The 416-nt window shown below is 70.7% G+C and carries 1 protein-coding gene; it reads right to left on the reverse strand.

The annotated features are described in order from the left end of the window. Window positions 1-370: hypothetical protein (locus I6F37_RS41930; protein ID WP_225154662.1), on the reverse strand; the 370-nt coding region annotated here is incomplete at its 3' end. Window positions 371-416: the final 46 nt, after the last annotated feature.

Consider the following 416-nt stretch of genomic DNA (forward strand, 5'->3'; position numbering starts at 1 on the left):
CCTCGCACAGCCGGTCCCCCGCCGCGATGCGGGTGCCGAGCTCGGCCATCGCAACCTTGTCGTCCAGCAGCGGCTCGGCCTGGTCCCAGTGGGACATGAGCATCAGCTGCCTGACCGCGTCGTCGACGCGCGTGTCGTGCTCGACCAGCATCCAGCGGTAGGCGAGGTCGAGGCACCAGCGGGAGTACATCCACGGCGGTGCGTCGTCGCCGAGGACCACCAGCTCGCGCAGCATGAAGGGGTACATCCCTCCCTCCACCTGCAGGCCCGACTGGTGAAGGTTGTACGTCGCCAAGGCGTCGCCGCGGGCGCCCGAGTCGATCTCGGCGCGCAGCAGCGCGACGTCCTCGTCGGTGATCAGGTCGCTCATGTCCTGACCCGGGCGGACCGTGGCCACCCGGCGGCGGCTCGTCTGG

The sequence above is a fragment of the Bradyrhizobium sp. NBAIM08 genome (genome assembly GCF_020193935.1).
Lineage (GTDB): Bacteria > Pseudomonadota > Alphaproteobacteria > Rhizobiales > Xanthobacteraceae > Bradyrhizobium > Bradyrhizobium yuanmingense.